General features: G+C 46.5%; 25 protein-coding genes and 1 riboswitch. Of the genes, 17 read left to right on the forward strand and 8 right to left on the reverse strand.

The genetic code is table 11. The annotated features are described in order from the left end of the window. Positions 1-115 precede the first annotated feature (115 nt). The 4 genes from H9J30_RS12390 to ppnP form a co-directional block, all read right to left on the reverse strand. Positions 116-649, reverse strand: coding sequence for a DUF4124 domain-containing protein (locus tag H9J30_RS12390; RefSeq protein ID WP_240131282.1), 534 nt, complete (start codon positions 647-649; stop codon positions 116-118). 295 nt (positions 650-944) lie between these two features. Next, positions 945-2,102 carry an iron-containing alcohol dehydrogenase gene (locus tag H9J30_RS12395; protein ID WP_240131283.1) on the reverse strand — a complete coding sequence of 386 codons (1,158 nt, stop codon included), beginning with the start codon at positions 2,100-2,102 and terminating at the stop codon, positions 945-947. Positions 2,103-2,233: 131 nt separating this feature from the next. Further along, entirely contained in the window at positions 2,234-2,830 is a 597-nt protein-coding gene (locus H9J30_RS12400; protein WP_240131284.1) for a TetR/AcrR family transcriptional regulator, read from the reverse strand. Between the two features lie 114 nt (positions 2,831-2,944). Continuing rightward, the gene (gene ppnP / locus H9J30_RS12405; protein ID WP_240131285.1) at positions 2,945-3,256 is read right to left on the reverse strand and encodes a pyrimidine/purine nucleoside phosphorylase; all 312 of its coding nucleotides are present in this window, start codon (positions 3,254-3,256) and stop codon (positions 2,945-2,947) included. Positions 3,257-3,565: 309 nt separating this feature from the next. On the opposite strand from ppnP, the gene H9J30_RS12410 reads away from it, so the two are divergent. After that, positions 3,566-5,521 carry a methyl-accepting chemotaxis protein gene (locus tag H9J30_RS12410; protein WP_240131286.1) on the forward strand — a complete coding sequence of 652 codons (1,956 nt, stop codon included), beginning with the start codon at positions 3,566-3,568 and terminating at the stop codon, positions 5,519-5,521. 119 nt (positions 5,522-5,640) lie between these two features. Here the strand turns inward: H9J30_RS12410 and ovoA are convergent, their stop codons facing one another. Next, positions 5,641-7,740: a 5-histidylcysteine sulfoxide synthase gene (gene ovoA, locus H9J30_RS12415; RefSeq protein WP_240131287.1), complete on the reverse strand. Its 2,100-nt coding sequence runs from the start codon at positions 7,738-7,740 to the stop codon at positions 5,641-5,643. Positions 7,741-8,033: 293 nt separating this feature from the next. Here ovoA and H9J30_RS12420 point away from each other — a divergent pair, with 293 nt between their 5' ends. Beyond that, positions 8,034-9,017: a prolyl hydroxylase family protein gene (locus H9J30_RS12420; protein ID WP_240131288.1), complete on the forward strand. Its 984-nt coding sequence runs from the start codon at positions 8,034-8,036 to the stop codon at positions 9,015-9,017. Positions 9,018-9,158: 141 nt separating this feature from the next. After that, the gene (locus tag H9J30_RS12425) at positions 9,159-9,554 is read left to right on the forward strand and encodes a hypothetical protein (RefSeq protein ID WP_240131289.1); all 396 of its coding nucleotides are present in this window, start codon (positions 9,159-9,161) and stop codon (positions 9,552-9,554) included. An 8-nt stretch (positions 9,555-9,562) separates the two neighbouring features. Here H9J30_RS12425 and H9J30_RS12430 read toward each other — a convergent pair whose 3' ends face one another. Next, the gene (locus H9J30_RS12430; protein WP_240131290.1) at positions 9,563-9,754 is read right to left on the reverse strand and encodes a hypothetical protein; all 192 of its coding nucleotides are present in this window, start codon (positions 9,752-9,754) and stop codon (positions 9,563-9,565) included. Positions 9,755-10,125: 371 nt separating this feature from the next. On the opposite strand from H9J30_RS12430, the gene H9J30_RS12435 reads away from it, so the two are divergent. From H9J30_RS12435 to H9J30_RS12450, 4 genes are all read left to right on the forward strand, one after another. Beyond that, a complete protein-coding gene (locus H9J30_RS12435; protein ID WP_240131291.1) occupies positions 10,126-10,965 on the forward strand; it encodes a PfkB family carbohydrate kinase in 840 nt (279 codons plus the stop codon). A 309-nt stretch (positions 10,966-11,274) separates the two neighbouring features. Then, positions 11,275-12,732, forward strand: a complete 1,458-nt coding sequence (locus H9J30_RS12440; protein ID WP_240131292.1) for a sensor domain-containing diguanylate cyclase — start codon at positions 11,275-11,277, stop codon at positions 12,730-12,732. A gap of 70 nt (positions 12,733-12,802) precedes the next feature. Further along, a complete protein-coding gene (locus H9J30_RS12445; protein WP_240131293.1) occupies positions 12,803-13,486 on the forward strand; it encodes an MOSC domain-containing protein in 684 nt (227 codons plus the stop codon). Positions 13,487-13,534: 48 nt separating this feature from the next. Then, complete coding sequence (locus H9J30_RS12450) at positions 13,535-13,891, forward strand: DUF4870 domain-containing protein (RefSeq protein ID WP_240131294.1); 357 nt, start codon at positions 13,535-13,537, stop codon at positions 13,889-13,891. Between the two features lie 77 nt (positions 13,892-13,968). Here H9J30_RS12450 and H9J30_RS12455 read toward each other — a convergent pair whose 3' ends face one another. Further along, positions 13,969-15,885 carry a methyl-accepting chemotaxis protein gene (locus H9J30_RS12455; protein WP_240131295.1) on the reverse strand — a complete coding sequence of 639 codons (1,917 nt, stop codon included), beginning with the start codon at positions 15,883-15,885 and terminating at the stop codon, positions 13,969-13,971. 301 nt (positions 15,886-16,186) lie between these two features. Further along, a complete protein-coding gene (locus H9J30_RS12460; RefSeq protein WP_240131296.1) occupies positions 16,187-17,836 on the reverse strand; it encodes an electron transfer flavoprotein-ubiquinone oxidoreductase in 1,650 nt (549 codons plus the stop codon). A gap of 252 nt (positions 17,837-18,088) precedes the next feature. Continuing rightward, positions 18,089-18,222: riboswitch (molybdenum cofactor riboswitch) on the forward strand. On the opposite strand from H9J30_RS12460, the gene moaA reads away from it, so the two are divergent. The 10 genes from moaA (at position 18,210) to H9J30_RS12510 (ending at position 26,035) form a co-directional block, all read left to right on the forward strand. Beyond that, a complete protein-coding gene (gene moaA / locus H9J30_RS12465) occupies positions 18,210-19,190 on the forward strand; it encodes a GTP 3',8-cyclase MoaA (protein WP_240131297.1) in 981 nt (326 codons plus the stop codon). (Overlaps the previous riboswitch by 13 nt.) A gap of 158 nt (positions 19,191-19,348) precedes the next feature. Beyond that, positions 19,349-19,783, forward strand: a complete 435-nt coding sequence (moaC, locus tag H9J30_RS12470) for a cyclic pyranopterin monophosphate synthase MoaC (protein ID WP_372841800.1) — start codon at positions 19,349-19,351, stop codon at positions 19,781-19,783. 33 nt (positions 19,784-19,816) lie between these two features. After that, positions 19,817-20,068 carry a molybdopterin synthase sulfur carrier subunit gene (gene moaD, locus H9J30_RS12475; RefSeq protein WP_240131298.1) on the forward strand — a complete coding sequence of 84 codons (252 nt, stop codon included), beginning with the start codon at positions 19,817-19,819 and terminating at the stop codon, positions 20,066-20,068. 1 nt (position 20,069) lies between these two features. After that, positions 20,070-20,537: a molybdopterin synthase catalytic subunit MoaE gene (moaE, locus tag H9J30_RS12480; RefSeq protein WP_240131299.1), complete on the forward strand. Its 468-nt coding sequence runs from the start codon at positions 20,070-20,072 to the stop codon at positions 20,535-20,537. A 43-nt stretch (positions 20,538-20,580) separates the two neighbouring features. Continuing rightward, entirely contained in the window at positions 20,581-21,384 is an 804-nt protein-coding gene (gene modA / locus H9J30_RS12485) for a molybdate ABC transporter substrate-binding protein (protein ID WP_240131300.1), read from the forward strand. A gap of 8 nt (positions 21,385-21,392) precedes the next feature. Then, a complete protein-coding gene (gene modB / locus H9J30_RS12490; protein ID WP_240131301.1) occupies positions 21,393-22,073 on the forward strand; it encodes a molybdate ABC transporter permease subunit in 681 nt (226 codons plus the stop codon). Next, on the forward strand, positions 22,054-23,157 hold the full coding sequence (locus H9J30_RS12495; RefSeq protein WP_240131302.1) for an ABC transporter ATP-binding protein: 1,104 nt from the start codon (positions 22,054-22,056) through the stop codon (positions 23,155-23,157). The genes modB and H9J30_RS12495 overlap by 20 nt, the downstream gene beginning before the upstream one ends. A gap of 326 nt (positions 23,158-23,483) precedes the next feature. Then, positions 23,484-24,005 carry a PepSY domain-containing protein gene (locus H9J30_RS12500; RefSeq protein WP_240131303.1) on the forward strand — a complete coding sequence of 174 codons (522 nt, stop codon included), beginning with the start codon at positions 23,484-23,486 and terminating at the stop codon, positions 24,003-24,005. Positions 24,006-24,051: 46 nt separating this feature from the next. Beyond that, positions 24,052-24,729, forward strand: coding sequence for a response regulator transcription factor (locus H9J30_RS12505; RefSeq protein ID WP_011621087.1), 678 nt, complete (start codon positions 24,052-24,054; stop codon positions 24,727-24,729). A 49-nt stretch (positions 24,730-24,778) separates the two neighbouring features. Next, on the forward strand, positions 24,779-26,035 hold the full coding sequence (locus H9J30_RS12510; RefSeq protein ID WP_240131304.1) for a sensor histidine kinase: 1,257 nt from the start codon (positions 24,779-24,781) through the stop codon (positions 26,033-26,035). Positions 26,036-26,037: the final 2 nt, after the last annotated feature.

Genomic DNA, 26,037 nt, shown 5'->3' on the forward strand with positions numbered 1-26,037 from the left:
TTCCTGAAAATAGGGTTGCACCCTTATGTTGCACCGATTTGGTGCATGCTGCAACTCGACTTCATCAAACGGCTCAATTTATTGCTGACAACTTAACTAATTATTATTAAACCATTTAATTGGATCTTGGCTGCTTTTTAGGTGCAGGAGTCATCGCCGCTTGATGAAGAAATATCTTTCTTGGAGAGCTAGATGCAAAGACTTTGCCGTTTTGAGTCATCGCATCGACAACAATGGTATGTTCACCTCTGTCGATGTTACTTAACTTAAATGTGCCGCCGATTTGGGGTTGGCCGATGGTTTTGCCATCGAGTTTAAGGGCCATCAAATATTGGCTCTTGATTTCAGGGGTGACTGTTGCTGTGACTTGGAAATCGCCATTATTGTCTCTGACGGTTTCCTCTTCTTCAGGTGAAGTAATGACGACTTGATACTTGATTTGCTCAATGACTTGCGAATCAGTGGAGTCAGCGCTTACTGGTGGCAAGGTAATTTGATTTTGCGTTTTTTCTTTTAATTCAACAATCTCAGCATTGGGATACGGCTCATCGGAGTAATGGACTTTACCGTCCTTATCGACCCATTTGTACACTGCTGCCTGTGCTAATAGGCTAAGCAGCAGTAAGCTGATGAGGGTTAATAAACGCATGAGAAAATCCTTTTACCTGAGAGATGAGATTATTCAAGAGTAGTTGTTTTTTCATCAAAAATCATGGTGTTTATGCATCGCTAACGAGGTTTTATTGGCGATCAACGGGTTTGCAAGATGACGAGGTGTGCTCGAATGATGGCGTTAACTTTTTTGTAAAAGTCACTTTAAGGCTGGATACGCCTAAACGTGAGTATCCCTTGCCCCGTTTGAGGGAATATCAACGCACCATGATGGTGCGTTGATATCTTTCAAGGCTCACCGCTGCATGGGATTGCAGAGGTGTGAGCTTGAACTATAAGGCGAGAGTTAAAATGTCGCGGCTCATGGCGGGATCGATATTGCCATGTTCACCTAAGGCAACCATGCCATGTTTCTCGAGTTGGGCCACAACGGCGTCAACAGCTTCCTTACCTAAATCATAACTGGATAAGTGTGTTGCAATGCCCATGGCTTCGAAAAACGCTTGGATTTTCACAATCGCAGCCTCAATACGTTCGTCTTCCGAGCCTGTGGTGATATGCCATACTCTGTCTGCAAATTGTAGTAACTTTTCACGTTTAGCAACCTTAGTGCAACGCAATAGTGCTGGTAATACAATGGCTAAGGTTCGGGCGTGGTCAATATCATAGAGCGCGGTAAGCTCATGGCCAATCATGTGAGTCGCCCAGTCGTGCGGAACGCCCGTGGCAATCGTGCCATTGAGAGCCATGGTTGCGACCCACATCAGGTTGGCGCGAATATCGTAATCTTCAGGTTTTGTGAGCGCTTGTGGGCCTAATTCAATCAAAATTTGCAGTAGACCTTCGGCAAATCTGTCCTGAACTGCGGCGTTTACTGGGTAGGTAAGGTATTGCTCGGTGATATGTACAAATGCATCGACGACACCGTTCGCCACTTGACGTTCTGGTAGTGTGAAGGTTTTTGTGGGATCGAGGATGGAGAATTGCGGATAAACTAAGTCGTTACGGAACGGCAGCTTAGCTTTCAATGATTTACGAGTCACCACGCTGGCGTTGTTCATCTCTGAACCCGTCGCAGGTAGGGTTAATACCGAACCGAATGGCATGGCTTTAGTCACCTTAGCACCCCAGCTCGTGAGAATATCCCAAGGCTCGCCTTCGAAAACGGCGGCAGCGGCAACAAACTTAGTGCCATCGATGACTGAACCACCTCCGACCGCGAGTAAAAAGTCGATATTTAATTCACGTACTTGCTCGACAGCCTGCATCAGGGTTTCGTAGGTTGGATTGGGTTCGATACCCTCGAATTCGACCACAAAACGATTTCCAAGCGCTTGTTTTACTTCAGCTAAGGTGCCTGTTCGTTTGGCGCTGCTGCCACCAAATAACACCATAACTCTGGCATTGCTGGGGATTAATGTGTCGATTTCTACGATGGTATTTTTACCAAAATGGATGCGAGTTGGGTTGTAATAGGTGAAATTGAACATACTGCTAGTTGTCCTATGGTTGTATAACGAATTTAGTAGACCAGTCGTCTAGTTTGTGGCTGTAAAATTGATCGATAAGCGATCTTACAAGTAAAATCTCTATCAATTGGTTGTTGTGGCCACCTTTCTGGCTAGCACACCGTTTTATGCTTCAAAATGGATTCAGTTGTTACAAGAGCGCGTTCAAATGCCGCATGACTGTGGCCGAGTTTATTCATCAGACTTGCGCCGAGCCACATGTGATATAGCAGCTCTGCCGTTGCTTGGGCATCCTGATTACAGATGGAGCTATCTTTAATACCATCTTGAATACAGTGTGTTAAGCGTTCAATAATGCCTGCAGACCCCTTTAACAGAACAAGGCGCATAGCCTCAGACAGATCAGCCACCTCGGCACTTAATTTAACCACTAAGCATTTTTGATCGACGCAGCCATCTTGCTGGATATGCAACCACTTTTGCCAGTATTGCATTTGGCGATCAAAGCCTGAGAGTTGAGTGTTGGCAAACAGACTATCAAGCTCCACTTGATATTGCTCAAAATAGCCCGTTAATAATGCCTCGCCGAATTGCTCTTTGGATGTAAAGTAATGGTAAAACGAGCCTTTTGGTACTTGAGCCGCTTTGAGTAATTGAGCTAACCCCAAGCATGAAAAGCCTTGTTTAATGATCAGTGAGTAACCGATATCGAGAATATGCTGGCGGGTAGATTGGGTTTCTGTTTTCATGGGAAAGGAGCATATAGCAAATTAGACCAGTCGTCTAGTGGCCGTTATTTATACAAATTATTGATGCAAACTGAGGAATGCTCAATACGCTCTAAGCATTCCATCGATTTAACACTATAGATAGTGACAGCAATATTCAGCTATTGCATTGTTGCGGATTTTAAAGCTCACATTGGCCGCAAGTTCGAACTGGCTGCCTTCGCTAAACGTTTGCCAAGTTGGACTATTTGGCAGCAAGACCTCAAAGCTGCCGCTGGTGACGTGCATGATTTCGCCTTGGGAGGTGGAAAATTCGTATTCTCCTGGGAGCACGACGCCTAAGGTTTGTTTACTACCATCACTGAAAAATACACTGCGGCTAGCAACTTTACCCTCAAAATAGATATTGGCTTTTTTGGCTACCGCGACTTGCTCAATGAGTTCCATCCCATGCTCCTTTGTTAATGTGTTTTGAATATATATGCAATTCAATGTGATTTTAATTCCGTCGTCAATCTGATTTTTTTACTGTTCAGCGACTCAATGATCCAGATGTTCTTCACATTGGGTTTGTTTTAACGACCAATTCCATAAATTTTATTAATTATTTCAGGTTATTACTACGTTTGTTGACAAGGTGCTTAATAAAATAAGTGACCTAGCTTTGTCGAGCATTCATTCTTCACCTATAGTTTTAAACGTTAGTCATTTAATTCCTATAGCAATGGAATGTTGAGTTCGACAAGGAGTGTTCCCATGGGATTTACGCGCAAAATTCAACTGATTAGCTTATTGATCGTTCTCTTACCTCTCATCCTATCAACAGCGATAGTGACCTATCTTGCAAAAAATGAGTTATTTGCAGAGGCTCAGTCACGTTTGGTGGCTGTTCGTGAAATTAAGCAGCGACAGATCAACAGCATGTTTCAAGACTTTTCCGATAACTTGCAGTCAGTTGGTTCGGTGATCGCAAATCAAAAGAATTTGGACACCTTAAGTGAGCTCGAACCAACACTAAAATCCCTGAATAAGCTGCTTGGTTTTTATGATCTGTTCATTATTTCCGATGATGGCACAGTTTTTTACACTGTGGCTAAGGAACCTGATTATGGAACGAATTTACGCACTGGTCCCTATCGTTCCTCAGGATTAGCGCAATTATTTGAGAAGACACTGACTTCATCCGGCACAGTTTTTTTGCAGGACTTTTCAGCCTATGCGCCATCAAATGGGCAAGCGGCGGCCTTTATTGGACAAGCGATGCAGGTCAATGGACGGCACATTGTGGTGGCGGCACAAGTTTCTATTGATCGAATTAATAGGGTGATGCAGATCCGCGAAGGCATGGGCCAGACGGGGGAGACTTATTTGATTGGTCCCGATAATCGTATGCGTTCGGACTCATTTTTAGACCCCGTCAATCGTACCGTTGTCGCTTCTTTTGCGGGAACAATCGCTAACAATGGAGTTGATACGCTTGCGGTGAAAGCAGCCTTAGCAGGTAATCAAGGTGTTATGCAGGTTTATGATTATAATAATAATTTAGTGCTTTCAGCCTACTCGCCTGTTGTTGAGATGGGGCTTAAATGGGGGTTGATGGCAGAAATAGATGTGAGTGAAATAGCCGCTCCTGCCTACCATATGATGTTGATTGGCCTGCTAGTTTGTGCTTTATCCATTGTGCTGGCGATTGCCGCAGCCAAATTGGTGACCAGCTTCGTGCTTAAACCCTTAGGAGGGGAGCCCGAAGATATGTGTCATTTAACCAGTCTTATTGCCTCTGGCGACTTAACCCATAGTTTGTTGCACACCCAGTCGGATAACCATCTGATGAGTTGGTTAGCGAGGATGCAGACTAAATTAAAAGAAATTATTGGCCAATTAATAGGTATGGGTCATGAATTGGAGTCAGCAGCGGAACAAAACTCAGCGGCAATGTATCAGGCGGATTGTAGTATTCAGCAGCAGGCGAAAGAAACCGATATGTTAGCTACCGCGGTGGAGGAGATGAGTTATGCCGCGGCCGAGATTAGTACTAATACCTCGAAATCCTCCGATGAGGTTTCTGCATGTACCCATTCGAGTCACATTCTTTCGCAAAATTTGGTCAGTACGCGCCACAGTTTAAAGGTGACTTTAGAGAGTTTTGCTGCCATTCATCAGCAAGTCGGTCATCTCGAAGCTGATAGCCAGAAAATAGGCAGTGTACTTGAGGTGATAAATGCTATTGCTGAACAGACCAATCTCTTATCTCTCAATGCGGCGATTGAAGCAGCCCGTGCAGGTGAGCATGGACGAGGGTTTGCTGTTGTCGCCGATGAAGTACGGCAACTTGCCGTGAAAGTGCAAGAGGCGACTCAGGATATCGGTAAGGTATTGCAGGGGATACAACATCAATCGGGAGTTCTGGCTCAGCACAGTGTGACTTGCTCATCCGAGGCGTCAAAAACTGCAGAGGATGCCGAAGGTATGCAAGCGGCAGTGGATGATATTGCTAAGCGGCTTGAGACACTGAGGTCATTAATGATCCAAACGGCTACGGCGGCAGAGGAGCAAACTACTGTATCGGCAACCATAGCGCAGGGGATTGCGGGATTAAGTGCTGCAGCAGAGGAAAATAGTGCGGCGATAAGCCAAGTGGCCGCCAGTACACGTAGTTTGTTAGGGTTAGCTAATCAACTTGGTTTAACAACGGCGCAGTTTAAGGTATAGGAAACCAATACCAAGCAGATGCAGTGTTCTTGCCATTGGGGCTGCGATTGTTACTGAGCTGTCTGTTATGCATCCGCCAGAAAGGATTCTCTGGCGGATTTTTTCTTAAATGTTCTCGGTTATCGTTTACGCCAGATCGTCATTTCTGAGAGGGAGTGTTGGAACTTGCGTTTAGTTTCCCGGATAACAAAGGGGATTTCCTTTACCGCGACTAGCTCAAATTGGCCGATCAAGGTTTCCGTCAACCCATCTAAAGTGGTGAAGTTTTCCCCTTTTACTTTAATGCCTCCGAGCCATTTTTCTTTTGGTGTGTAATCCTCAAGCCAAGTATAAGGCGATGCAATCACTAGGTAGCCACCTTGGTTAATGCGTTGGCCAATACTGGTGAGGAAATGTTTAGGATCGTTCAATCTGTCGATAAGGTTTGATGCATAAACTAAGTCGTAACCTGTATAGATGGGCTTAAGATTGCAGGCATCGCCTTGCATAAAACTGACTTTTTTCGCTTCTTCTTGGTAGCCCAGCTTAGTTAGGCTGGCACTCTTAAATTCTTGCAAATCTCCCTCGGTGCGAATGGTGTAGCGTTTTTCACCTTGTTCAGTCAGCGCGTAGGCTTGTTGAATAAAACGTGCCGAAAAATCGATACCGTCAACATGATCGAATACTTTGGCTAACTCAAAGCTAGCGCGTCCCACCGAACAGCCGATGTCTAACGCCTTAGCGGTATGCTCAAGTTGGATTTCGTTTAACGCCTGTTGAACGCCATTAACGCAGAAATTAGGGACGCCAAAGTATTGAGCGCCATAATGGAATTCTAAATATTGAGAAATCAGTTCATCGGTTTCGTACACATTAACCTCGGCCATTTGCTCTGGGTTTTGCAGGGACTCTACATAACGAAATCCGGCATGTTGGTAGAAGTGACGGCGAAACGCGTAGCGAGAGGCTGCAATGGCTTCATTGCCCGTCGAGATCCAAGAGCCCCCTTTAATTAGGTTATGTTTACCATCGAAAGTTGGCGTTGAAAAATCATCGTAGAGTGGATGCACTGCAAAGCCATTAAAACCATCGATAGCGGTTTCGGTCCATTGCCAGACATTACCGACAATGTCGTAAAATTCATTATGTTTAAAGCGATTCACCGGACAAGAAGAAGCGTAATAAGCCAGCGAGATATTCCCCGGTACTTCTTGCCAGTCGGGGGCATCGGTTGGAATTTTTTCTCGCAGAATATACCATTCGGCCTCTGTCAGTAGGCGGATGTTGCTTTGAGTCTGGCGCGCTTTCCAATAACAAAACGCTTTAGCTTCGAGTTGATTGACTTCAACTGGCCAATTAAGGGGAAGTGGAATTTCGCTGGTAAGATTTCGTTGCCACCATTTACCGTCATAATGGCGCCAAAAACGTGGCATCTGGGCTTGAGTGTAAGCCAGCCATGCCCGGCCTTCTTCATTCCAAAACTCGGGAGATTGATAGCCTCCGGCTTCAACAAAGCTCAAATATTCTTGATTACTCACTAAATATTTTGAGGCTTTAAAGTCTGCCACTTTAAAGCTCTTATTGCCGTACTCGTTGTCCCAGCCGTAGGTCTGATCTTGCTCTTTTTTACCTAAAGTGATTTTTTTGCCCGCCACAGCAATCAGCTGGTTAGCGTCTATCGTTCCATAGTCTTGGCACTCCGGCCAGTGCGCACTGGGGGATACTTCTTCTAAAGGCAACTGACGGATAATGACCGATGAGGTTTCTAAATGGATGCGTTCATGCTCAATTCCCATCAAAATGACCCAAGCGGGACTGTCCTGAGTGATAGGCAAGGTGATAGGCATAGTATCAATTAATTGGTTAACAACGCGATTTACCTTGTCTCGATAGTCTTTTACCTCGGCGACCGTTGGCCATTGGTAGTGGGTTTCATTGAGATCGTCCCAAGACATCTCGTCAACACCAATGGCAAACATCGACTCAAAATGATCGTTGACTCTGTCCTCAAGATATTTACCTAGTTTGAGCTTATTGATGTAGAAGGTTGCGGTGTGGCCAAAGTAAAAAATAAGCGGATGGCGTAAAGGCTCTGCTTTCAAATAATAGGCATGGTCGTGTTTTATCAACTCGAATAGAGACTCATAGAGCGCCCAAGTTTGGTTGAAGTAGTGCTTAAGCGCTTGACGTTTTAGCATTTCATTCTCACCCGTTAGATTGAGTGTTTGCAAAACAGGCATGTTCGATTTCTCCATAGGGCAAGCGGGTGCCATTGTTGTTGCCATGGGTTGTCAGGCTCAATACGTCACGGTTGGTTATCGGATCACTTTACCAACAAAATGTGGCAGTTATTTATCTGAGCTTTCAAGCTAACAGAAACCAAGCCTGAGATGAAACTAGGATTGTATTTTTGTACTCAAGATTGATTGATGCAAAAGACGACAAAATGGCTATTTGTAAATAAAATGTTTCTTCGCTGATATGATTCAGTTTTAATGAGCATAATAGGGTTGTGTTGTGAATGGGTCTTGATATGCAGAAGTTATTTTTCCAATTATTAGAAGAGCGTTATTTCAATCGTTTACCAGAGGCATTAGTGCTCAAGTTTGCAACTGAGTCGGCTGATTTTGTGCGTTTTTGGTTGGTTCACTGCATGCGAAGTATGGTTTCTGAAAGAGAACTGGCCATCGCTTTGTTTTTTAGTGCTGAGTGGGAGCTAGAGGAGCTGGTGAGTTTAAAATCGTTCTGGGGTTCCTATGTCACGATGGAAGATATTCAGCAAGAGCAAGAAGTTAAAGCGACATTTTGTCATTTTGTTCCTTGGTTAAAAACCATCTCGCCTCATCATGAGGATGCGATCTGCGTGTTTTCTGCGTTATGTCTTTTTGAGCACAGACCAACATCTGTCGGGAAACAACTGCAATCGGCAACGTTGTCCCACTCCCAACTTCCAGTGAGCTTATTAGACGAAATCAAGCTATTTTCATTGCCCCATTTGCGGCCTATTACTGTGTATGGACATCAGGGGAAGGGGAGCGTCGAAAGTGGTATCCGCAATAACATGCATTACCCAACACCGATCCCTAATGACAATCTTGCAATGGCTTGCGTCGAAAGGGTTATTGCAAAGTTTGCAGGGATTAAGTTGGCGTTTGCAGAACCCATCGTTGTACTGCGGTATGAACCTGGCCAGTTTTATCAATGGCATTATGATGCAATACATGCATATACGGCTGAAATTCAAGCTGAATTGGAGCGTTTTGGCCAAAGGTCCAGAACGGCCATTTTATATCTTAATGATGATTTTGAAGGAGGAGAAACGGAGTTCAAAGTACCGTATATTCAAGTTAAACCCGAGACTGCCGCTATTTTGGTGTTCGATAATACGGATCAAACTGGCAAACCCATTCCTTCTTCATTGCACCGCGGCTGTGAGGTGACAGCTGGGCAAAAATGGGTTTGTACCCAGTGGTTTAGAGATAAGCCATTTTGGTTAAGAGCGGGATTGTTGGCTTAGTTTTGTCTGAGTGCAATAAAGGCATTGTGATTTACAGGTGTGCTCTATAGTAAAAATTATTTATTCCTGACCAGTATTTTATCGGTCAAGGTTAGGGCAGAATGTTCACGTCCGTAAAATTATTATGCAGGATATAACGGGATGGCAATGAACGCATTATGGATACCCGCTTGGTATGAGCTTGATCCGTCGATCGTTGTGGGCGTGACTGAAGAGTTTATATTTCATAAACCCGCTACCAATGAGGCTTTGAGATTTTACAGCGGAGCGAAAAAAACGGAAGCAGTTAAGGCGACAGGGGCAATTGCAAGCATTCACCACAAGGTCTTGGGGGATATTGACAGTGTGGATGCACAGGGGCTTGATTATACAATTGTTTTAAAAGATGGCCGTCGTTTATTGGTGAATGCTGAGGAAGATCCTGGCCTACTTTACGAATGGGTTGATGACAGTTGGCAACCGTCGGAGATGGTCATTCAGGATTGGCAACTTGAGGTCAAGTTTGCATCACTTTCGCCATTTAAGGCGGTTGACTAATTCTCGTATTATTTTTCAGAGCAGTCAGGCTCACTTTGTTGAATCGACTGCTCTTCAAACAAGATTTGTAGTAATCGATATTCGTATTGGATTTTAGCTACATAATCATCATGAAAGTTCAGCAGATTAAATTCCTCTACGCATTGTCGATAACGGCGTAATTGTTCTTCGCCATCCATATCCTGATGTAGCCAGCCCATTAACATACGAATTCCTTTCGTCTTTATCCTTGGCACCAAGTTTAACCTTTTTCTAATTTAAGACTCGATTGAATCTTGGTGATATTGTTATATTTTCATGAGTAAAGCTTATAGTTTTTAAAATTATTCATATTATTTATCATGATATTAATCGAACATCGTCTTTAATTGTTTAGCCTGAATGTGTTGTGTTACTGAATTTGATTATGGTCAAGGTCTTACAACAAAAGCACGTTTAAGCTGACATTTGATGAATATAGGTATTAGATTCTCAGATTGTGCCACCCCACATTTTGGTCTAGATTGAGGGCTCTTTTAGCCCAAAACTTGTCCTGATTGGGTGTGGTATTCTCTTTCAATGGAGTCCTGTCATGGCAAATATTTTGCTGGTGGCCAATCTTAACTGTGACCGTGTGTTAATTCTTGATAAACCTTTAAAAACCGGTGGGCGCTTTCATTATCAAGATGGCGGTCAAAGGCTCGGCGGCGGTGGTGCCAATACTGGGCTTGGACTTGTTTGGGCTGGTCATCGAGTTGCATTAGTCAGCCAAGTGGGGCGAGATGAGATGGGGGATTGGGCCATTGCAGAGGCTAGTACCCAAGGGCTCGATTGTCGTTTAGTGCAGCGCCGCGCAGGGAATACCTGTGAGATGCTACTCGTAATGACACCTGACGGTGAGCGCACAATTATCCGCCCGCAGCGCCCTGTTTTTGAGTTATCAGTTCCTCCTAAATGGCAGCATTGGGATGCGTTGTATTTTAATACGTCGGCGGAAGGGACTGTGAGTTGGGCTAAAACGGCGCTCGATCATTGCCTTGTTATTGCGCAACTTGCCAAGGATGATAGACCGCGCCCTTGCCATGTATTACTTGCCTCGGTGAGTGATATGCAAGGCCGATGTGATACAGCCTCTTGGGACTACGGCGTGAGTATTGGTGGTGAATCATTACGTTATTTTGTGGTAACTGACGGTGTTCGTGGTGCGAAGGTTTATACCCAAGATGATGTTCAGCATGTGCCAGCGGTGCCTGCTGAGGTTGTCGATACCACGGGTGCTGGCGATGCCTATGCCGCTGGGCTTATTCATGCACTCTGTGCTGGCAAATCAATCACTCAAGCGATGGCTGAAGGTGCAGTTTGGGCCGCTTTTGCCGTCGCAACGGACAGTTCGATTCCTGGTGAGGCTTTAAAACAGTATTTAGAAGCATAGTGCTGGCGATGGGTAGCAACCGTTAAACGATTTGGAAGTCATTTTTCTGTCATCTTGGATTGATAGAGTACGTGCTGTGACAGATAGCTCTTGTTCCTTAACGTTTACTTGTGCTTTTCTCCCATTTTGTTGGTTCGCATGTTTGCCTCGTTTCCCCAACGGGGCATTTTTTTACCTCGAATAAAGTTATTTCATCGAAGAATATTCATATTGCGGAAATGTTGTGCGGTTACTGAAGGATTGCGTTAACATTTAGGTAACTCACCAAGTTAATACAAAATAATAAGCCTACTGCTGTTGGAGTTGGAAATGGGCAATCACGTTTGGAATGATAAAAAGAAATTTATTTGGCTACTTTCGGTTTTGTTGTTAGTTGCCTTTTTAGTGACCAGTGGTATTAGCTATAAAGTGGCCCATGATTCTTTGAGTCAGCAAATTGAGAGCAATACACTTCCCTTAACGAGCGATAATATTTATTCGGAAATTCAACAAGATCTACTACGTCCGATCTTTATTTCCTCACTAATGGCGCAGGATACCTTTGTACGAGACTGGACACTAAATCACGAGCAAGAGCCTGAAAAACTAATCCGTTACCTCAAGGAAATCCAAGATAAGTACGATACCGTCACCAGCTTTTTTATCTCCGAGCAGAGCCGCAATTATTACCACTCATCGGGTGTATTAAAAAAAATTCAAGATGTTGAGCCTAATGATGCCTGGTATTTTCGTGTTCGTTCGTTGCCAGAATCAGAACATTACGAAATCAATATTGATGCCGATACCGCTGATCGCACTAAAACAACCGTATTTGTAAACTATAAAGTTTTTGATTTTGAAGGTAAGTTTATGGGCGTGACTGGCGTTGGCCTTGCAGTTGAAAAGGTAAAGGCGCTGATTGAACTTTATCAAAAGCGTTATAACCGCCGAGTTTTTTTCACCGATAGACAGGGCAACGTCACTCTCCATGGTGATGAATATGATGGCGCTAATTCACTGCAAGCCAGTACTGGTTTGGAGCAACTATCTACACGCATTTTAACTAGCCCAAGTGCTGCATTTAGCTATCAGCGAAACGGTAAAACGGTTTATTTAAACAGTCGATTAGTGCCTGAATTCAAGTGGTATTTAATTGTTGAGCAAGAAGATGCGCCGCAGGAGCAAGAACTGCTAAATACCTTTTGGGGGAACTTAGCTCTGAGCTTGGTGGTGACCATAGGAATTTTGTTTATTTCAAACATGACCTTAGGGCGTTATCAGCGCAAACTTGAGGTTATGGCATCAACCGATAAACTCACCGGAGCCGCTAATCGACAAGTCTTTGAAGAGTATTTCCATCAGGCTTTAGAAAAAGCAAAGTTATCGCAAACTCCAACTTCAGTTCTCCTTGTCGATATCGACCACTTTAAAAAAGTGAATGATAGTTATGGTCATGGTGTCGGTGATTTAGTGCTAAAAACGGTCACTAACCTGCTGCGTAGCCAGTTAAAACCGCAAGATATTCTTTGCCGTTGGGGAGGAGAAGAGTTTTTGGTGTTATTGCCAGAGATGGATTTAAGCCATGCGGCAGAGTTGGCGGAACATTTCCGCGATTCAATCTCCCAGCGAGAATTGAAGGTCAATGGTGTACATATTGCGATCACAGTCAGTATTGGTGTCGCCGAATATCAGAAGCTCGAACCTGCGGAAGATTTGATCAAACGTGCCGATTTAGCCTTGTACCAAGCGAAAGAGGCTGGCCGTAATCAAGTGGTGTTAAATCAGTGAGGCAACGATCTTAAGAGGGTATACTTGGCGTGTGATTTAGCCCCTGTGGCGGCAATGAAGGGAGTAACCAATGTCGACCTTATTAGTAAATAGATTATCGGGTTTGTATTTAGGGGCGAGCCTGCAAGAGCTTAGCGGCGTATCAACTGGCATTGATGGTAAAAAATCGGTGCAGCAGTTAGTGGTGAATATCGACCATGTAGAAGGCGATGCACAGGCCGATCCTAAGCACCATGGCGGGCTTGATCGAGTATTACACCATTTTCCCCGTGAGCATTATGGCCAATACCGTCGTTGGGATTTAATCACCCAACTTGAAGATGCGCCGAGCATGGGCGAAAACATCAGCACAGTTGGCCTGAATGAATCAGAGGTCAATATCGGGGATGTTCTGCAAATTGGTGCTGTGACAGTGCAGGTGACTCAGCCTCGCTCACCCTGTTTTAAGTTAAATCTGCAATTTGGCCATCGAGAGTTTGCCCTTGCAATGCAGCAAAGTCAGCTATGTGGTTGGTTTTATAGGGTGTTAACGCCAGGCATTATCCTGTTAAGTGATAGGATAGAATTAGTAGAGCGTAAAACCGATATCAGCGTTGCTGAGGCGATGGCGTTGTACTTTTCACCCGAATACGATGCTAAGGCCTATGATAGACTTGCATCCTGTGAGGGGCTGGCGCAAAGCTGGGTAAATAGTCTGCAACGGCGTTTAGCCACACAGCAGGTCGAAGATTGGCAAATGCGCTTGTATGGGTAAAAAGGAAAATAAGCTTTATTTTCAAGATGATAATGCAGGGAAAGTGTAATGATAGAGTCAGTGACTAAGAGTGAAAGAGATTTTGGCTTATTTGTGTATGCCTCTAGTTTAATTGGTTATTTAGTGCCGTTTGGCTCGATTCTTGGACCACTGATAATGTGGTTGATGAAGCGTGAAGAGTCGGCCTTTGTCGACCAATGCGGCCGCAGTTGTTTGAATTTTAAGTTAAGCCTATTGATCTACGTGATTATCAGCGGAATGTTAGCCTTGGTGGGCATTGGTTTTATCTTCTTGATCATCCTAGGTATTCTTGACTTGGTTTGCACCATTCTTGGGATGATTAAGGCGAGTGAAGGGCAAGTATATCGTTACCCGCTGACGATTAAGTTCCTTTCCGATAACTAATCGGTGTTTACGCTCTGCAATAAAAACGCCTTAGGGAGAATCCGCTAAGGCGTTTTTGTTTTTAACCCTTCTTGAGCTTACACCTTAAACTTCGCCACTAAAGTATCTAAGCGGTGAGCAAGTTGATTTAGCGCTAAGCTGGCCTGCGCCGCTGCCTGTGCCGTGCTAGCGGTGCGTTGGGTGATGTCGTTAATTTCGGTCACGTTGCGGTTGATATCTTCCACAACGGTCGATTGTTCTTCCGTCGCAGCGGCCACCTGAATATTCATATCACTGATAAGGCCAATACGCTCGCTAATGCCAACCAAAGACTGGCTAGCCTCATCAACTGCAGTCACACCTTCGTGGGAGCGTGCGCGGCTCTGCGCCATAGCACTCACTGCGCGACTTGCCTCTGACTGCAATTTATCGATCATGCCTTGCACTTCATTGGTCGATGCTGCGGTGCGAGATGCCAGATTACGTACTTCGTCGGCTACCACCGCAAAACCACGTCCTGCTTCACCAGCTCGCGCGGCTTCAATGGCTGCGTTAAGGGCGAGTAGGTTAGTTTGCTCCGAAATGGCGCGGATCACATCGAGAATCCCACCGATAGATTTAGTATGAGTTGCTAGGGATTCAATCACTTCGCCTACTTGCTCAACATCATGGGAGAGCTGATTGATGGTATCGCGTGCGCGTGTAACCACCACTTGGCCACTATTGGATTCTGTATCAGCATCTTTCGCGGCGACAGCAGCTTGGGCGGCATTGCTGGCGATTTCATTTACGGTTGCGCCCATTTCATTGATGGCGGTCACCACCATCATGGTGCGATCTTTTTGCTCATGACTATCTTCAAGGGTTTGCTGCGCTTGATTAGACACATCTTTCGCCGAGAGACCGAGTTGCTCGCTGGTCTGCGCTACTTCAATTACTGAGTCTTGGATTTTGCTAATAAAGCTATTAAATCCTTGGGCAAGCTGTGCAATTTCATCTTTGCCATTTACTGGTAAGCGCTGACGCAAATCTCCTTCGCCTTCACCAATATCGCGGAACATCGCTGCGACTTGGGCAATAGGACGGCTTACCGACCCTGCTACAACTATGGCGAGCATAATAAAGCCTGCGGCAATAATTAAGGTCCAAATCAAGATTTGGTAAACTGCGTCCCTGAGTAGGGCAAAGACTTCAGCTTCTGGCACTTGAGCGACCAAATACCAATCCATCGATGGAATATAACTGCTAGCAACGAAGATTTTTTCACCTTGGATTTCGGTATCAATCAGATTGAAATCGCTACGATTGAGTAATGAACCGATGTTGGCCGCAGAATATAAACTCTTTAGGCTAGTTTTGCCGATTTGACTGGGGGCTGGATGCAGTTTGATCTCGCCTTTGGCATCGACTAAGTAGACAAATCCTGTTTCTTCAATTTTAAATGAGTCGAGCAGTTGCACCATATCATCGAGGGATTTGGCAAGCCCGACTAAGCCGCGACCGTTAGGTTGCTGATAATTGATAAAGAGTTTTATCTCGCCATTGGCTTCGGTAAATACGTTGAGCATCCGTTCTTGGCCGCTATCGCGATAACTAAAAAACCAACCGTCTTGCGCGGGGGTGAGTTCACGTAAAAAACCGTCTTGAGTGTAATAAGCCGCGGTTTGTCTATCGGCGTAGGAGGCTTGGGCTAAATGGTATTGGCGGGTGATGTCTTTTAATTGGGCAACGACTTGGGGTTCTTGTTCCTGCGGCCGACCATTTTCAAGCCATTGCAAAAGCATACGGCTGCTGGCGAGTTGTTCGGCAGCATTCATCAAGCTTGAAATATCCAGATCAATTTTATTACGGATCTGCATCATTAGGCTGGGCATTTCCGACCCCAGCATACGCTGTTGTACCACGTTTTTGGCGCTACGTTGGCTGATCACGCCAACAAGTATGGTAGACAGGAGCACCGCAAATGTGACTGTCAGCAGGATTTTCTGCTTAATCGTAAGGTTATTCAATATCATAAATATCAACATGCCTGTGTTAAACGTTTAGAAATATCGGTCGACGATTTGCTGCCAATAACATGTATTGATCAGAACTGCAAAAGTTAACCTTGGTTTAGGTCGATTGCCGAATAAAACTGCTTACAAGACATTTATTAGGCTTAACCTGTTGCTCTTACGGTAGATCTTTATATGTAGAGTATAGATGGAAATGAATTGCGGATTTGAAGCTTGTAATATTTATGGCGTAATTGTTACCAAAGTATAAGGTTAAGGCAAGTAAAAAGAAGGCGCTCAGTGAGCGCCTTATGGATATCAATTACATATTCGGATAATTAGGACCACCGCCACCCTCTGGGGTAACCCAAGTGATATTTTGGCTTGGGTCTTTAATATCGCAGGTTTTGCAGTGGATACAGTTTTGTGCATTGATAACAAACTTGGGCTTGCCTGCTTCTTCAACGATTTCGTACACGCCAGCAGGGCAGTAGCGCTGGGCGGGTTCGTTAAATTGCGTCAGGTTGATCCCAAGTGGAATGCTGCTGTCTTTGAGACGCAGGTGGCAGGGCTGATCTTCCTCATGATAGGTACTCGACAGATAAACTGAGGAGAGTTTATCGAAGCTGAGTTTGCCGTCAGGTTTGGGGTAATCAATCTTGCTGTAGGCGCTAACCGGCGCCATTTGCGCGTAGTCAGGATGCTCATCACGCAAAGTGATCGGGAACTTACCGCCAAACCAGTTTTGATCTATGTAGTTAAATGCGCCACCAAGGAAGGTGCCAAATTTGTGCATCGCTGGGCCAAAATTGCGTGACTTATACAGCTCCTCATGCAGCCAGCTTTCTTCTAGATGGGTTTGGTAGCAGTCGAGATCCTTACCACCTTCGACCTCGGCCATCATGGCTTTTGCTAAGGTTTCGGCCGCGACAATACCGCTCTTCATCGCTGTATGTGTACCTTTAATCTTGGCAAAGTTTAAGGTGCCTGCATCGCAGCCAATTAGCAGACCGCCGGGGAAACTCATCTTCGGCAGTGAGTTCAGGCCACCTTTAGTGATAGCGCGTGCGCCATAGGTCAGACGCTCGCCGCCTGCTAAATATTTGGCGATAACAGGGTGAGTTTTATAACGTTGGAACTCATCGAACGGGCTTAAGTGTGGGTTCTTGTAGTTGAGGTCGATAATTAACCCCACGGCAATTTGATTGTCTTCCATATGATAGAGGAAGCCGCCACCCGATGCGCCATCGGTTAATGGCCAACCACCAGTATGCACAACCTTACCTTGCTCGTGTTGTGCAGCGGGGACTTTCCAAATTTCTTTAAAGCCTAGGCCGTAGTGCTGCGGCGTTTTGCCATTATCTAAATGGTATTTCGCGATCAGCTGTTTGCCTAAATGACCGCGGCAACCTTCTGAGAATACGGTATATTTGGCATGAAGCTCCATGCCGGGCATAAAGCTGTCTTTTGGTTGGCCATCGGCGCCTACGCCCATGTCGCCAATCAAAATACCTTTAACGCTATTGTCCTCATTGAAGAGTAATTCGCTGGCGGCAAAGCCTGGGAAAATTTCTACACCGAGTTCTTCAGCACGGGTTGCGAGCCAGCGGCAGAGGTTGCCGACGCTAACAATATAATTGCCTTCGTTGTGCATGGTTTTCGGCACAAACGCATTGGGCATAAGTTTGCCATCGGTCTGTGAGCTGAGTAGATAGATTTCATCGTGGGTCACCGCTGTGGTCACTGGGGCGCCTTTGTCACGCCAGTCGCTGAATAGCTCATCTAACACTCTGGGTTCGAATACGGCGCCAGATAGAATATGCGCGCCCACTTCGGAGCCTTTTTCTACTACGCAGACGGTAATTGCTTTACCTGAATCCTGTGATATCTGCATTAATCGACACGCAGTCGCCAAGCCCGCAGGGCCCGCGCCGACGATAACAACATCGAATTCCATTGATTCGCGTTCCATCAGTTCACCTTTTCCTTCGCGTATCCCCGATTTTTATCGGGTGTTGTAGTTTGTTTGTAAACGGGCGTTTTATTAATGCTGTCAACCTTACCTCAAAATAACCGCATGGCACAGTGGCTAGGCAGGATGTTTAGCCTAAATAATGACAAATCTTTGGGTGAGCACTGTCACAGATTGTTCACGCTCACTTGAACCTGATCAAGAAATACCTGTTTAGGGGTATAGCTAGGCAATACTTTCGGCTTATAATCACAGCTGACGGTTCTCCGAGCTTGCCTACCTAAGTCAACAGATATGGGGGTGTAGCCGTGGCAATAAGGCCACTGGGGTGAGTAAAGAAATGCTCTCGCCTCCCACACTTGGAAAGGTGATCATGTCTCAATTACAAGACAATTTTGGTCGTAAATTTCATTACTTACGGATGTCAGTCACTGACGTTTGTAACTTCAAATGCAGCTATTGCCTCCCCGATGGTTATCATCCCAATGGCAAACAGCAGTTTTTATCTCTCAGTGAGATAGAAAACCTCGTGTCCGCATTTAGCCTCGTTGGCACTCAAAAAATCCGTATCACTGGCGGCGAACCTACGCTGCGTAAAGATTTTACCGATATTATTCGAGTCGTTGCCGATAATCCGCGTATTCATACCGTTGCCACTACCACTAATGGATATAGGCTTGAGAAGCATGCCAAAGAGTGGTTTGATGCGGGCCTGCGCCGCATTAACGTATCTGTAGACAGCTTAGACCCTAAGATGTTTTACCAGATCACCGGCGAGAACAAGTTCGACGAGGTGATGCGCGGTATTGATGCTGCCTTATCCGCGGGCTTTGAGCGCGTAAAAGTCAATGCAGTATTGCTCAAGGGCATGAACGATAAAGATTTACCGCGCTTTTTGAATTGGATTAAGCACACGCCCATCGATCTGCGGTTTATTGAGCTGATGGAAACGGGGTTGGGCCGTGAGTATTTCCAAGCCCACCATTTGGCGGGTGCCGATATCAAAGCGCAGTTGCAAGCAGAGGGCTGGCAGTTGGATATACCCAGTGCCGACGATGGCCCCGCGCAAAACTTCAGCCACAATGACTTTAAGGGCCGCATTGGTTTGATCATGCCCTATGCCACAAATTTTTGCGCCAGCTGTAATCGCTTGCGGGTCTCGGCTAAAGGTAAGTTACATTTGTGCCTGTTTACCGAATCCGGCATCGATTTGCGTGATCTACTGCAACACCCAAGTCAGCAAGCGGAATTAATCGAGCGGTTACACGGTCAACTGGCGCAGAAGAAAGAAACCCATTATCTGCATCAGGGCATTACGGGCGTAACGCAGCATTTGGCCTCGATTGGCGGTTAATCTAACTTAGGTTTTAGTCTGCTTATCGCGTTATCTTTCATGGCGTTAGATTTCGCGATTGCGCTCAATTTCCCATATGCTTGAATTTAGCAGCAGTTTAAAGGATCGCTTCAATGAGCAATGTATTTACCCATATTAATGCCGACGGCAATGCCCACATGGTCGATGTGACCGAAAAAGCCGTGACCGAGCGTGAGGCCCGTGCCGAAGCCTTTATCGAAATGGCAAGCACGACTCTTGAGATGATTATGAGCGGTAGTCATCACAAAGGTGATGTGTTTGCCACTGCCCGTATCGCGGGGATCCAAGCGGCGAAAAAGACCTCGGATTTAATCCCTCTCTGCCATCCATTAATGCTCACCAAGGTGGAAGTGGAGCTTGAGGCTCAGCCTGAGCACAATCGTGTGCGCATCACTAGCCTGTGTAAATTATCCGGCAAGACTGGCGTCGAAATGGAGGCGCTCACGGCGGCCTCTGTCGCGGCCCTGACGATTTACGATATGTGCAAAGCCGTGCAGAAAGACATGGTGATTTCGCAGGTGCGCCTGCTCGAAAAACGCGGCGGCAAGTCGGGACACTTTAAAGCTGAATAACTCAAGCTGAATAACTCAAAGCGAGATAAGAATATGATTAACGTGTTGTTTTTTGCGCAGGTTCGTGAGCTTTTAGGGGTAGCCCAACTGAGTGTTGAAGCAAGCGAGCAGACACAAACCGCGGAAGGATTACGGGCAACTTTAGCGGCTAAAGATGATAAATGGGCCAAAGTGTTAGCCTCGGACAAATTGTTGGTAGCGGTAAATCAAACCATTAGCCAGTGGGATACCCAAGTGAGCGATGGTGATGAAGTCGCCTTCTTCCCACCAGTGACTGGAGGTTAATATGCGCTTACTGCCAAATGTGCGGGTGCAAACCGTTGATTTTAATGTGGCCGATGAGTACCGCCAATTAGCCCAAGATAATAGCGATGGCGCGGTTGTGACTTTTGTGGGCAAAGTGCGCGATTTTAACGATGGCTCAGTGGTGACCGACCTGACCTTAGAGCACTACCCTGGTATGACGGAGCGCGTTCTTGAGCAAATCGTTGCCGAGGCGCGCGAGCGTTGGCCGATCAATAACGTTACGGTTATCCACCGTGTCGGCACTATGGCGCTAGGTGAGCAAATTGTGTTTATCGGTGTCACCAGCGCTCATCGCAAAGCGGCCTTTGCGGCCTGCGAATTCTTAATCGACTTTTTGAAGACCAAAGCCCCTTTCTGGAAATTAGAAGCTGGGAACAAGGGCAAGAATTGGGTCGAGGCCAAGGATGCCGACGAGCAAGCGGCGCAAGTGTGGCAACACAAAGACTAACGTAAGACTGAGCTAGCAGCAGGCGAGACAGAGAGGTGAGTTTATGCACGGTGTGACAGGGTTAGGCAAAATCTGGAGTCTAGTATTTTCTCTAGCATTGTCGTTCAGTGTTGCCTTGATGCCTGCCGTTAGCCGCGCCGAAACTGTGCCTGCAATTGCCGCCGCCGCGAATATTAAATTTGCCCTCGATGATATTGTCAAAAACTTCAGTGCCGAAACCGGGCTTAAGGTGCGGGTGTCCTATGGGTCATCGGGTAATTTTGTCGCGCAAATTCAACATGGTGCGCCATTTGAGCTGTTGCTCAGTGCCGATGAGCGTTATATCCATGAGCTGCAAAAAGCGGGCTTTACCCGCGATGAAGGTGTGCAATACGCAGTGGGGCGTTTAGCCTTAGTCGCACCCAATAAATCACCCTTAACTTTAGATTCTGAACTTAACGGCGTAAAAGCCCTACTCGCAGCGGGTAAGTTGGAGCGCTTTGCAATTGCTAATCCTGAGCATGCGCCCTATGGCGAACGCGCCCGTGAACTGTTGCAAAAACTAGGCTTGTGGGATGGTCTACAAACCAAGCTAATCCTAGGTGAAAATGCCTCCCAAGCGGCGCAATTTGCCGTGAGTGGCTCTACCCAAGGCGGTATTATTCCGTTATCCCTTGCTTTAGCTCCTCAATTTAAGGCCTTAGGTCAATCCATTGCTTTGCCCGCAGAGCTGCATGGGCCACTTTATCAGCGTATGGCGTTAACGCCTAAAGCGGGTGCTACTGCCGAACGTTTTTACCTCTATCTTCAATCTGATGCCGCCAAATCCGTATTTGTGCAATACGGCTTTGGTTTGCCTGCTCAGTAAGGTTAGCAATGGATTGGCAGGCGCTTTGGTTATCGGTCAAACTTAGTAGCATCACAGTCTTGGTGCTGATCCCACTATCGATTCTAGCTGGGCGCGCCTTGGCTTATCGCCAGTTTGTCGGTAAGTCATGGGTTGAGGCGCTCATCATGGTGCCCTTAGTCTTGCCGCCGACTGTGATTGGTTATTACTTGTTGGTGGGACTTGGCAGCCAAAGCTGGTTAGGGCAGTGGTTAGAGCGTCTGACTGGGCAGCAGTTAGTGTTTCATTTTTCTGGTTTAGTGCTGGCATCTGTGCTGGTCAATATTCCCTTTGCGTTGCAACCGATACAGCGCGCCTTTGAAGCGGTTCCCCACGATGTACGCGATGCTGCGGCCTGTTGCGGTATGAGTAAACTTAAAATACTACTTAAAATTGAACTGCCTATGGTGTGGCCGGGGGTATTGACCGCCATAGTGCTGTGTTTCTCCCATGTGCTGGGTGAATTTGGCGTGGTGCTGATGATGGGCGGCAATATCGCTGGCGAAACCAAGACGATATCGATCTCCATTTATGACAGCGTGCAGGCCTTTGATTTTGGTGCAGCAGGGACTATGTCTTTGGTATTACTGTTATTTGCTATTACCGCATTGGCGCTCACCACAAGTTTGTCACGGCGTTTAGGAGGTCAGCGTGGCGCAAATCATCGCTGATCTGCATTGCCAGATCCAAAATCACAAGCATATTAAACTGAGCGCCGAGTTTAGCTGTAAGGCGGGTGAGGTGCTGGCCGTTGTCGGGCCTTCGGGTGGCGGTAAGACAACGTTACTGCGGATGATCGCAGGGCTTAATCATCCCGACATGGGCAGTATCGTGTTTGGTGATACATCATGGTTCGACAATAAAAGCCGCACCGCGCTGACACCGCAGCAGCGCCATATTGGTTATATGCCACAGCATTTTGGCTTATTTCCCAATCTTACCGCGCTCGAAAACGTGGTAGCAGGGCTTGACCATATTCCTAAATCTGCGCGAGTTGCGCGGGCAAAAGATTGGTTAGAGCGAGTCAATCTGCATGGGTTGCCCGATAGGTTGCCTATGCATCTCTCTGGCGGTCAACGCCAACGGGTTGCGCTTGCCCGCGCCCTTGCCCGTGAACCGTCAGTGCTACTGCTTGATGAGCCATTTTCGGCGGTGGATAGGGAAACCCGCGAGCGTTTATATCTTGAGCTTGCTCGCCTAAAAGAACAGTTGCTTTGCCCCGTGATCATGGTTACCCACGATTTAAATGAAGCCTTGTTGCTGGCCGATTCGATGATTCTGATCAGCCAAGGTCAGATGTTACAGCAGGGTGCGCCCTTTGAGGTGTTATCGCGTCCACGTAACGAGGCCGTTGCGCGGCAGATGGGTTTAAGAAATATTTTCGATGGCGAAGTGGTGTTTCAAGACAGCACTAAAGACATCACTTGGCTGAAGTTTGGTGAGCAGCTGATCGCCAGTGATTTTGGCAAAGACCGTAGCGTTGGCAGTAAAGTACGTTGGGTGATCCCGAATCAAGGTATCAGATTTAACGCTATCACCAATGGGCGTTTATGCCGCAGTTTTAATAAGTTAGATGTCACCATCGACTCCTTGCTGGTGATGGGCGAGTCGGTGCGTGTGGTCTGCTATGCCACTGGGACTGAGCTACAACTTAATACGGAAGTGTCACTTCATCTCGCGCAGAAGCTAGGCTTAACCAAAGGAATGCAAACCACAGTTGCGCTTAAATCTGAGCAAATTCATATTTTAGAGTAGCTAAGTTTTTTCCCGCATTTGGCGAAATCTATTCTCCATTAACGAATAACTCAGCTTGATTTGCGAAGCTGCGTTGCCGTTAAATCCCTAGATGATCAAAGCTTAATCTTGTTTCCATCGGTGTTTCAGTAGGTATTAGGTAAACTGAATACATTCGTCAGTGTTGGCCGAGCCTGAATCAATCGGATTGAGCAATCCACATGGGTGATGAACTAGGCGCCGTCATAGACAAACAGTGATAGAGATTATGGTAGCTTTGGCACGCCATCGACATCTAACTGTTTGTCTCATAAGATACAAACTTAGCCGATTTTTATGGAGGAGCCATGAGACTATGGTTGCTAGGATTCATGTTGATATCTGGGATTGCTACCGCAGCCCAGAGCATGTATTCGATGCTTTCGAGCGGTGAATATCTGCCGCCGTTAAGCGTGATGCAGCAAATTGAGAAGGATTTTCCTGGCGTGATTGCCGAGTTTGAAATGGAAATGCAGGAAGGTGAGTTGGTCTACCAATTTGAGTTGATTAATCCGCTGGCGAATGCGATTACCCGTTTCGAATATCGGGCGCGAGATGGTAAGTTATTGAAACAAAAAGCGGGTAAAGTCACTGCCGACGATGTTGGCGAAGTGGAAGCCGCACGCCTTATCAGCACTAAGCATCAAACCTTCTCTGGCATTATTGCGATGGCGACTAAGGACCATAAGGCCTTTTTGACTGATGCGAAGTTAGATCATGACTTAGGTATCAGCTACTTAGAGTTAAAGTTGCTGGATGATACTGGTAAGTATAAATTGGCATTCGATATTGAAAATTTACGGCAACTACCTTTACTTAAGTGGGATTAGCACTGAGCATCACCGCTAAGTGAAGACAGGGGAGCGCAGCATACAGATGAAAATACTTTTAGTTGAAGATGATGCGACAACGATCGACTACATCGTTAAAGGATTTCTTGAGCAGGGGCATAATATTGAGACCGCCAGCGATGGTCATCAAGGCCTGCTGCAAGCCACCAGTGGTCAGTATGACCTCTTGATTCTCGACCGCATGTTGCCCCAACTCGATGGTTTGAAACTGCTGGCCGCCCTCAGAGCCACGGGTAACCAAACCCCAGTGCTTATCCTGTCGGCGCTTGCCCATGTGGATGAAAGGGTGAAAGGTCTGCGTGCGGGCGGCGATGATTATATGACTAAGCCCTTTGCCTTTTCGGAGCTGCTCGTGCGTGCCGAAAAGCTGATGCAACGGGGCCAATCCGTACCTATTACCACAGATTTAGTGGTCGGTGGCTTAAAAATGGAGTTGCTCACCCGCAACGTGACCTTAGATGGTCACGATTTAATGCTGCAACCCAAAGAATTCCAACTGCTTAAGTATCTGATGGAACACGCCAATCAGGTGATTAGCCGCACGCTATTATTCGAAGCGGTGTGGGATTATCACTTCGATCCCCGCACCAATGTGATCGATGTGCACATCGCCAAGTTACGCCGCAAGTTTGAAGAGTTAGGCCACGGTGAATTGATTGAAACCGTAAGGGGAGCGGGTTATCGCTTACGCCAAAGGCATTAAGCCTTACCAAAGCAGCGCCTGGCGCATCACTATTATCTTCTCGACCTTAGTGACTGTGATCATAGGCGCTTTGCTGTTTGCCCTTTATCGGCAACTGATTATCGAACAGCAGTACCAAGTGACTCAGTATCTCGAGTCAGAAACCCAACGCTATCAGCAGCTTGCGCTTACAGTTGATCGCCGCAGTTTTGCGGCACAAATTCGTGCCGCCGATCCGCAGACGGCGCTCATCGCCTGGCGTAACAGTTATGACATGGTTGGGGCCTTAAGCTTTATGCCTGAAGGCATGCCCATGCTGCCACAAACCCGGGATTTCCCGATTTTAACTGGCGGCCCTGATAAGCTGCATATCCTCACCGGCGGCCTAGTCATGACTCGCTATGGCCCTGTACTCATCGCCACTCGTACCGATAACTTAGCCACCTTGATCGATAAATTTATCAGTGCGGCGGCCACGGCCGTGATGTTGACCGTAGTGTTAACCTTGGCGTTGGGCTATTTGTTTTCTAAGGCGATTTTGCGCCGCTTAGTGCAGTACAACCGCTTGAGTGAGCAAATTGAGCGGGGGCATTACGACACGCGTCTGCCGCTCAGTTGGCGTCAGGACGAGTTCGATATGCTGGCGCTGCAGTTTAATAACGTGCTGGATATTCTCGAGAATAACCTGATGGCGGTGCGCGGGGTGACAGATAATATTGCCCACGACTTGCGCACGCCCTTATCCCATATTCGCATTGGTCTTGAGGAGTTGGCGGCCAAATCCCCCGATGAAATTAGCGAAGGTTGCGCGATTTTGACCGAAGAACTCGATCATTGCCTTGCGACCTTTGATGCCATGCTCTCCCTCACACGGATTGAGGAGGGTCAGCAAACCTTAGATTTACAAGAGCTGAGTTTGGCTCAGCTCTGCACCGATTTGCTGGAAATGGCTGATGCGGTAGCTGAGTCGAATGAGCAAACCTTGAGTCTGTCGCTACTTGCTGATCATAAAGTTCATGGCGATAAATATTTGTTATTCCAAGCCTTATATAACTTGGTCGACAATGCGATGAAGTACTCAGGCCAAGGCGCTCGTATCGATATTATTCAGTCCGGCGCTCAAATTAAGATTTGCGATAATGGCCCTGGGATCCCCGATGACAGCAAGGAAAGAGTATTTGAGCGTTTAGTTCGCCTCGACCCAAGCCGGCATTTGCAAGGCACGGGTTTGGGATTATCTATGGTCAAAGCGATTTTATCGCGGCACAATGCGCAGATTACTCTTTCGGATAATCATCCTGGCCTTGTGGTCACCATCCAGTTTTAGGC

The sequence above is a fragment of the Shewanella cutis genome, assembly GCF_022410515.1.
Classification (GTDB): domain Bacteria; phylum Pseudomonadota; class Gammaproteobacteria; order Enterobacterales; family Shewanellaceae; genus Shewanella; species Shewanella cutis.

Coding starts and splice junctions, on each gene's coding strand:
- H9J30_RS12400 (WP_240131284.1), bottom strand. CDS start 2,830: ATGAAAACAGAAACCCAATCTACCCGCCAGCATATTCTCGATATCGGT.
- H9J30_RS12440 (WP_240131292.1), top strand. CDS start 11,275: ATGGGCAATCACGTTTGGAATGATAAAAAGAAATTTATTTGGCTACTT.
- H9J30_RS12390 (WP_240131282.1), bottom strand. CDS start 649: ATGCGTTTATTAACCCTCATCAGCTTACTGCTGCTTAGCCTATTAGCA.
- modB (WP_240131301.1), top strand. CDS start 21,393: ATGGATTGGCAGGCGCTTTGGTTATCGGTCAAACTTAGTAGCATCACA.
- H9J30_RS12455 (WP_240131295.1), bottom strand. CDS start 15,885: ATGATATTGAATAACCTTACGATTAAGCAGAAAATCCTGCTGACAGTC.
- H9J30_RS12460 (WP_240131296.1), bottom strand. CDS start 17,836: ATGGAACGCGAATCAATGGAATTCGATGTTGTTATCGTCGGCGCGGGC.
- moaC (WP_372841800.1), top strand. CDS start 19,349: ATGGTCGATGTGACCGAAAAAGCCGTGACCGAGCGTGAGGCCCGTGCC.
- modA (WP_240131300.1), top strand. CDS start 20,581: ATGCACGGTGTGACAGGGTTAGGCAAAATCTGGAGTCTAGTATTTTCT.
- H9J30_RS12395 (WP_240131283.1), bottom strand. CDS start 2,102: ATGTTCAATTTCACCTATTACAACCCAACTCGCATCCATTTTGGTAAA.
- H9J30_RS12420 (WP_240131288.1), top strand. CDS start 8,034: ATGCAGAAGTTATTTTTCCAATTATTAGAAGAGCGTTATTTCAATCGT.
- ovoA (WP_240131287.1), bottom strand. CDS start 7,740: ATGCCTGTTTTGCAAACACTCAATCTAACGGGTGAGAATGAAATGCTA.
- ppnP (WP_240131285.1), bottom strand. CDS start 3,256: ATGGAACTCATTGAGCAAGTCGCGGTAGCCAAAAAAGCCAATATCTAT.
- moaA (WP_240131297.1), top strand. CDS start 18,210: ATGTCTCAATTACAAGACAATTTTGGTCGTAAATTTCATTACTTACGG.
- H9J30_RS12450 (WP_240131294.1), top strand. CDS start 13,535: ATGATAGAGTCAGTGACTAAGAGTGAAAGAGATTTTGGCTTATTTGTG.
- H9J30_RS12505 (WP_011621087.1), top strand. CDS start 24,052: ATGAAAATACTTTTAGTTGAAGATGATGCGACAACGATCGACTACATC.
- H9J30_RS12410 (WP_240131286.1), top strand. CDS start 3,566: ATGGGATTTACGCGCAAAATTCAACTGATTAGCTTATTGATCGTTCTC.
- H9J30_RS12425 (WP_240131289.1), top strand. CDS start 9,159: ATGGCAATGAACGCATTATGGATACCCGCTTGGTATGAGCTTGATCCG.
- H9J30_RS12500 (WP_240131303.1), top strand. CDS start 23,484: ATGAGACTATGGTTGCTAGGATTCATGTTGATATCTGGGATTGCTACC.
- H9J30_RS12430 (WP_240131290.1), bottom strand. CDS start 9,754: ATGGGCTGGCTACATCAGGATATGGATGGCGAAGAACAATTACGCCGT.
- H9J30_RS12445 (WP_240131293.1), top strand. CDS start 12,803: ATGTCGACCTTATTAGTAAATAGATTATCGGGTTTGTATTTAGGGGCG.
- moaE (WP_240131299.1), top strand. CDS start 20,070: ATGCGCTTACTGCCAAATGTGCGGGTGCAAACCGTTGATTTTAATGTG.
- H9J30_RS12435 (WP_240131291.1), top strand. CDS start 10,126: ATGGCAAATATTTTGCTGGTGGCCAATCTTAACTGTGACCGTGTGTTA.
- moaD (WP_240131298.1), top strand. CDS start 19,817: ATGATTAACGTGTTGTTTTTTGCGCAGGTTCGTGAGCTTTTAGGGGTA.